Source organism: Candidatus Aquicultor secundus, assembly GCF_002791875.1.
Taxonomy (GTDB): domain Bacteria; phylum Actinomycetota; class Aquicultoria; order Aquicultorales; family Aquicultoraceae; genus Aquicultor_A; species Aquicultor_A secundus.
In genome coordinates this window covers 7,389-13,497 of the sequence record NZ_PFNG01000179.1, presented here as the reverse complement: position 1 = coordinate 13,497, position 6,109 = coordinate 7,389, and the positions used below count along the sequence as shown (strand labels likewise).

Here is a 6,109-nt window from a genome sequence, read left to right as displayed (position 1 = left end):
TAATGCTTCACCCGGCCGTTTGCCTGCCTTGCCGGCATATTCACCGGCTTTATTATCTATCGCACGCACTATGTCTTTAATGCTTCTTATATGCATGGTTGTCGCCAACTTTAAGCGCCTCCAAGAGAATGAGCGATTCCTTCTAGCAGATGATGGAGCCAGGCCGGAACATAGAGACCGACCAGCGCCATTGAGCTAAGACCTACCGCAAAGATCGCCACGGGTAGGCGGAATCGAGGATAAGAAATCGGTCTTTTCGTACGCGGCCCAAACGTTATTCGGCTAAGGTAATATGCCAAGCCGGCAAACGCCATGACGATCGAGAAGAGCGCGATGAGGCTTACAACTGTCTTTCCCGCGGTAAACCCACCGTAAAGAATAATAAACTCGCTGGCAAAAAGACCAAACGGTGGCGAGCCCGCGATCGCTAGAATCCCGGCGACAAAAAACGCGCCCGTCACCGGAGATACTCCTATAATCCCCCGTACCCGCCCGATTTGCTTCGAGCGGAAGATATGGTTGATACGGCCGGCGATAAAAAAGAGTGTCGATTTGCTTATCGCATGATTTATCAGATGAAAAATAGCGCCGTACAAGGCGATTTTACTTCCTAAGCCAAGCGCAAACGCTATGATACCCATGTGCTCGATGCTTGAATAGGCGAGCAGTCGCTTATAGTCCTTCTGCACCAGCATAAACAACGCGGCAGTTAGTATGCTGATCAGACCAAATGTAATTAACAGAGTTCCCGGATAGGCGGCGCCGACAGCGCTGACGGTAATGGCATCGTAGCGAATGATACCGTACATCGCACAGCTCAACAGCACACCTGACAACAGGCCGCTCACCGGTGTCGGCGCCAAGCTGTGTGCGTCCGGCAGCCATGTATGCATCGGCACTAATCCGGCCTTAGTGCCGTATCCCACCAGAATAAAGATAAAGGCAAGACGCATCGTAACAGGGTTAAGCTGAGACGACTGCCGCATTAGTATCGACCAGTTAAGTGTTCCACCAATTCCATCCGTTGACGAGTAATAGGTAAAGATGGTTCCTAAAAGCGCAAACCCGATGCCGGCCGAGCATAGAATCACATATTTCCATGCTGCCTCCAACGAAGCTCGGGTTCTATAAAATGAAACCATCAATGCAGAGGTCAAAGTGGTTAGCTCCATGGCAACCCAGAACATCCCGAGATTACCGGTAACCACCGAGAGCAGCATTGCAAGCACAAATAAGTTTAAGAAGCTGTAGTACCACCGAACACGATCCTGAGTAAAATGCCCGCGCTCGACTTCTTCTTTAATATAGCTAAGCGAAAAGAGAATCGCGCCGGCGCCGATTGATGTTATCAACACTATCATGACCATACTTAGCTTGTCGATCGAGAGATAGCCGCCATACCCATGTATGCTACCGCCGGTCGATACATCCCAAGCAACCGCGATTCCCAGCGCCAGCGTCAGAATAGAGCCGGTGGTTGCAACCTTCTCAACGATGGTAGACCGCCGCACAATTATGCAAAGCACGGCAGATAAAAACGGAATAAACAATAAAGCAATAGCCAGATACATTCTCAACCCCTAAGTTGATTTAAGTGCATGGTGTTCGTTGATTTCAGTTCAAAATTCATGCGCCGCAGGTAGACCCAAAGTAAAAGACTGGTAAGCAGAATATCAAAAAATATGCCGACCTCAACGAAAAACGGCATGCCCCCCGTTAAAATAAGGCCCACCAAGAAAAAACCGTTCTCCATTGTGAGCAAGCCTATGACCTGGATTACCGCATCCTTGTGGAGGACGATTAAGAGCATGCCAAACATGGATACAGCTATGCCGACCGTTAGCATTGTCTCAAATGGGCTCTGTCCGGGCATTGTCAGGCGGGCCATGTGCGAAGCAAGCATCATCAACCCGATCGCAATAATAAACGAGGTTGGAGCATTTACTAAAAGTCGCGACTCCTGCCGCACCCTCATAGTGCTGACCAGCTTTATCATTATAAGCGGGATAGCAACAACCTTGATTATGATAGTCGCGACCGCCGCAACATACACGTGCATGTTGGCCACATTATAGCCGGTAATCGCAGTCACAATCGCTAAGAGCAGAGAATGCATGGCGTACACGTTTAAGCTACGGTTAAAACCGCGTAAACCAAGCATCGCTAGTGCCAGCACAAGAATAGCAACACCTAACAGATTCAGCATTTGAGGGCCGACTAAATAACTTATCATACTATCCAATCCCCGTAGTTCTTATAATCAGGGCGAGCATCGCCAGCACAAAAGCGCCCCCGATAAGCTCAGGTACCCTGAAAAGTCTTAGCTTTGCAATCATCGACTCCATAGCGGCGATACCGATCGCCAATAAGCCTACCTTTGCAGTTATAGCGAAAATCCCGACCATAACGGCCGGCCAAGCCATTGATTCGGCAATACCCCAAGGAAAGAATACGTTGGCGATAATCGTCAGCAAAAGAGTGAGCTTAAGCGCCCCCGCCCATTCTATAAGCGCAAGATGGCGGCCGGTGTATTCGAGTATCATCGCTTCATGCACCATCGTAAGTTCGAGGTGAGTAGCCGGGTTATCGACCGGCACCCGGCCCGTCTCCGCCACCGCTATAATCAGGAACGCCGGGAACAGTAAGAGGTAGGCCGGTTGCACATGTCCCGTCACGAGTGATTTTGTGATAATGCCTCCAAAGTCGGTCGAGCCGGCGGCAGCGGCAAGGACAAAAAGCCCGGTCATCGTAACCGGTTCTGCAAGAGATGAGATCATCATCTCGCGACTGCTCCCCATCCCACCAAACGAACTGCCGGTATCCAAACCCGCGATCGCGGTGAAAAACCGCGCCAATCCGAGCAGGTAAATAACGATGATTGCATCACCAATTCCGGCGGTTGGAAGCACCACGGCAAATGATGGAACGATTACGGCGGCGATAAATGTAGCAGAAAAGACAACATACGGCGTCGTTTTGAATACCCACGATGCGTGTTCGGAGATCACGGCATCCTTTTTTAAAAGTTTCCAGATATCATAGTAGCCCTGCAGCAACCCCGGGCCGAATCGGCACTGGAAATGCGCTTTTACCTTCTTCATTAAACTCGTAAAAAGCGGGGCCGACAGAAGCACGAAGAGTGCTTGCCCGATCCCGATAGCTATTTTCTGCGCTAAAAATTCCATTTTATCTCCACACAAAAACTAAAAGAATCACAAGGGTCGCAAATATATAAGCCAGATAAAGGTTGATGTTTCCGGCTTGAATCATCCTCGCCCGTCGTGCCATCCGCACCAGGGTATTAATAAACCGGCGGTAGAGTTGGCGCTCAAACACCGGGTAGAGCGAAGACTCGTACGAAATAGAAAGCGGAAAGTACGGAGAAGCTTCGCTCTCGACCTCAACCTGTCGCCGGGGTTGGTAGATGGCGCTAAAAACTATCTTGAGCGGTCTGGTAAAAGCCGCTGCGCTATATTGCATTCTCGGAGTAACTTCCGGTATGCCGCAATCCCAGGTCGGCCCGGTAGTAACCGAGCGTTTCCCCCGCAATCCGGTTAGCACAACAGACGCAAGGCTAACAACAGCCAGTAGGGCGGCAACAAGCAGAAGCGACATCGATGCGTGTCCCTGGCTATTGGGTAAACGTAATAGTAGGGGGTTAAAGGACGGCATCTCGCTGGCCCCATTAAAGAACGATGTGGCAACATGCCACGGAATAGGTATAAAGACAGGAGACCCAACACCTAAAGCAAGGCAGAGTAGGCCGAGGATGGCCATCCCAACGAGCATCGGGACCGGTACCTCTTTAGCATTCGCCGCCCGCTCGCTTCTTGGGAGCGAAAGAAACGTGATCCCAAACGCCTTAACGAAACAGGTCGCCGCCAACCCGCCTGTAAGTGCCAAAGCGGGCACCGCTAAAAGGACGATGAGCTGCAGCGAAACATCGCCGATAAGATTAGCTTGAAGGATGGATTGAAACGTCAACCATTCACTGGCAAAGCCGTTAAACGGGGGTATCGCCGATATCGCAAGGGAGCCGATTAAAAACAGCGCGGCCGTGGTCGGCATCCGCTTAATAAGCCCACCCAATTCCTCGATGTTTTTTGTGCCGGTCGAGTATTGAATCGAGCCGGCGCCCAGAAAAAGCAACCCCTTAAAAATCGCATGGTTTATCAGGTGAAAGAGCGCAGCGGTCAGGCTTAGGAGCGCGGCCGGCACAAAGCCAAACGATGAGAAGATTACGGCAAGTCCCACTCCCATCATGATAATGCCCACGTTCTCGACGCTGTGAAACGCAAGTAACCTCTTGATATCATGCTCCATTAACGCATACATAACACCCAATATCGCCGATACCATAGCTAGAATAAGGATTAGCAAGCCCCACCACCAGGGAGTAGGCGAGAGAAAATCAAAGAGCACGCGAATCAACCCGTAGATACCCGTCTTAATCATGACCCCGCTCATCAGGGCCGATACATGGCTCGGGGCCGCCGGATGGGCCCTCGGCAACCACACATGAAGCGGCACAAGGCCCGCCTTTGTGCTGAACCCGAGCAACGCAGAGATAAATATGGCGTTCTTTAACCCCATCGGTAGGCTTGCCTGGGCCGCCTTAAAGCCGGCAAAGCTAAAGCCACCGGCGTGAACCGACAAAGCAATAAGTGAAAATAGGATAAACGCAGTGCCCACATGCGTCATGACCAGGTATTGAAATCCGGCCCGTGCCGTCTGGATCTTCTTGTAATCAAACACAACTAAGAAATATGACGTAAGCGTCATCAGCTCCCAGAAGACGACGAAGTAAAAAGCGTTGTCGACAGTCACCACCATGACGAGCGAAAGCAAAAACAAGTTATACAAGGCCCCGAACCCGGCGGCACTTCTTTTGCCGGCGGTTTTCACCATATAGGGGGTCGCATAAATAGATACCGCAAGCGATACCAGGGATATGGTTAACAAGAAAAAGGCGGAGAGTCCATCGAGAGATAAAGAAGTAGCGCCAAAAACCGGTGATGGAAAAATAGTTACCGTAACGGCCGTGGCGCCGGTAAGCGCAAGCACAGAAGCTATGATGCCCGCACCGGATGCGATAAGTGCGAATGCGTGAGCTATAGGAATGTTAATACGATTGTTGCTGTAGAACACTAATGGCAGCACTGTTCCAATAAGGTATGCCACTAAAACAACGACAAAAAACGCCTCAGTCAATACGGATTCATACTCCTTGTTTTACAACGTTGAGTTTTGCCTACTTCAGTTGGAGAACCGGCGTTCTTGTACGCAAGCCAATGTGAAACCTTGCCGCTACAGCGATTCAAGCAGCTTGATCTTCTGCGATAAACTCTCGTTAAAGAGGTCTTTGGCCGCATCGAGCAGCACATAGATGAGTCGGCTTTTTACAGTATAAAAAACGTTAGCTCCTTGCTTACGCCCTACGACGATATCCGCCGACCGCAAAACCGCCAATTGCTGCGATATATTCGAGGGCTCGAGTCCCAGGGCAGGCTGGAGTTCATTTACGCTCTTCTCCCCATCTCGAAGCAACTCAAGTATTCGTATCCTTGAGGGATGAGCCAACGCCTTAAAAAAGCCAGCTTTAAAGTCGTAAACAGGTTGATTAAGCGTCATAACGTCCTCCTTAGCATCTATGAATATTAGCATATGCTAATATTCTAAGCAAGGAAAAACTTTGTGGCAGATCAGGTGGCAAACATCACCCAAGTCGCTGAACCGGGCATATGGGGAATAAATCAGTAGAATTCACTAAACTCAGAGCTTTTTGAGACGGGACTATGGTTCTGCAAACATATCGAGTATCTGCACCTGTGTAGTCGGTCTCTTCGTTAGCGATATCGCATGGATAAGTACGCGCTTACCGGTGGTTAAGTCGATCTTGTAAAGTCCCTCGTATGGATTAACCGACGAAAGCGGCTGGTGTTGGAACTTTCACATTTATATCAGCCAACTCGCCATTAATTAAGAAATCATTTATTGTAATAGCCATTCGATTGTCATGGAGAATATTTGTATAACGTAATGCTTGTGCACTCAACCCTCTTTGAACCGTTAAAGCAACGTCCTCCCGTGAGCCCCTTTGGTGCGTTAA

The 6,109-nt window shown here is 49.8% G+C and carries 6 protein-coding genes; all 6 read right to left on the bottom strand.

The annotated features are described in order from the left end of the window. Positions 1–110 precede the first annotated feature (110 nt). A complete protein-coding gene (locus COY37_RS07715) occupies positions 111–1,571 on the bottom strand; it encodes a hydrogenase 4 subunit F (protein ID WP_286678087.1) in 1,461 nt (486 codons plus the stop codon). A 2-nt stretch (positions 1,572–1,573) separates the two neighbouring features. Further along, positions 1,574–2,233 carry a hypothetical protein gene (locus COY37_RS07710; RefSeq protein ID WP_286678088.1) on the bottom strand — a complete coding sequence of 220 codons (660 nt, stop codon included), beginning with the start codon at positions 2,231–2,233 and terminating at the stop codon, positions 1,574–1,576. Position 2,234: 1 nt separating this feature from the next. Then, the gene (locus COY37_RS07705; protein WP_286678089.1) at positions 2,235–3,185 is read right to left on the bottom strand and encodes a respiratory chain complex I subunit 1 family protein; all 951 of its coding nucleotides are present in this window, start codon (positions 3,183–3,185) and stop codon (positions 2,235–2,237) included. Between the two features lies 1 nt (position 3,186). Then, entirely contained in the window at positions 3,187–5,211 is a 2,025-nt protein-coding gene (gene hyfB / locus COY37_RS07700) for a hydrogenase 4 subunit B (RefSeq protein WP_286678090.1), read from the bottom strand. Between the two features lie 96 nt (positions 5,212–5,307). Next, positions 5,308–5,631 (bottom strand): ArsR/SmtB family transcription factor, encoded by a 324-nt coding sequence (locus COY37_RS07695; protein ID WP_286678091.1) that lies wholly within the window; start codon positions 5,629–5,631, stop codon positions 5,308–5,310. A 286-nt stretch (positions 5,632–5,917) separates the two neighbouring features. Then, the coding region (locus COY37_RS07690; protein ID WP_286977079.1) for a hypothetical protein at positions 5,918–6,109 on the bottom strand (192 nt) is incomplete at its 5' end.

Bases quoted from the DNA above. Each gene is read 5' to 3' on its own strand.
- COY37_RS07715 (WP_286678087.1), bottom strand. From the start codon at position 1,571: ATGTATCTGGCTATTGCTTTATTGTTTATTCCGTTTTTATCTGCCGTG.
- COY37_RS07695 (WP_286678091.1), bottom strand. From the start codon at position 5,631: ATGACGCTTAATCAACCTGTTTACGACTTTAAAGCTGGCTTTTTTAAG.
- COY37_RS07710 (WP_286678088.1), bottom strand. From the start codon at position 2,233: ATGATAAGTTATTTAGTCGGCCCTCAAATGCTGAATCTGTTAGGTGTT.
- COY37_RS07705 (WP_286678089.1), bottom strand. From the start codon at position 3,185: ATGGAATTTTTAGCGCAGAAAATAGCTATCGGGATCGGGCAAGCACTC.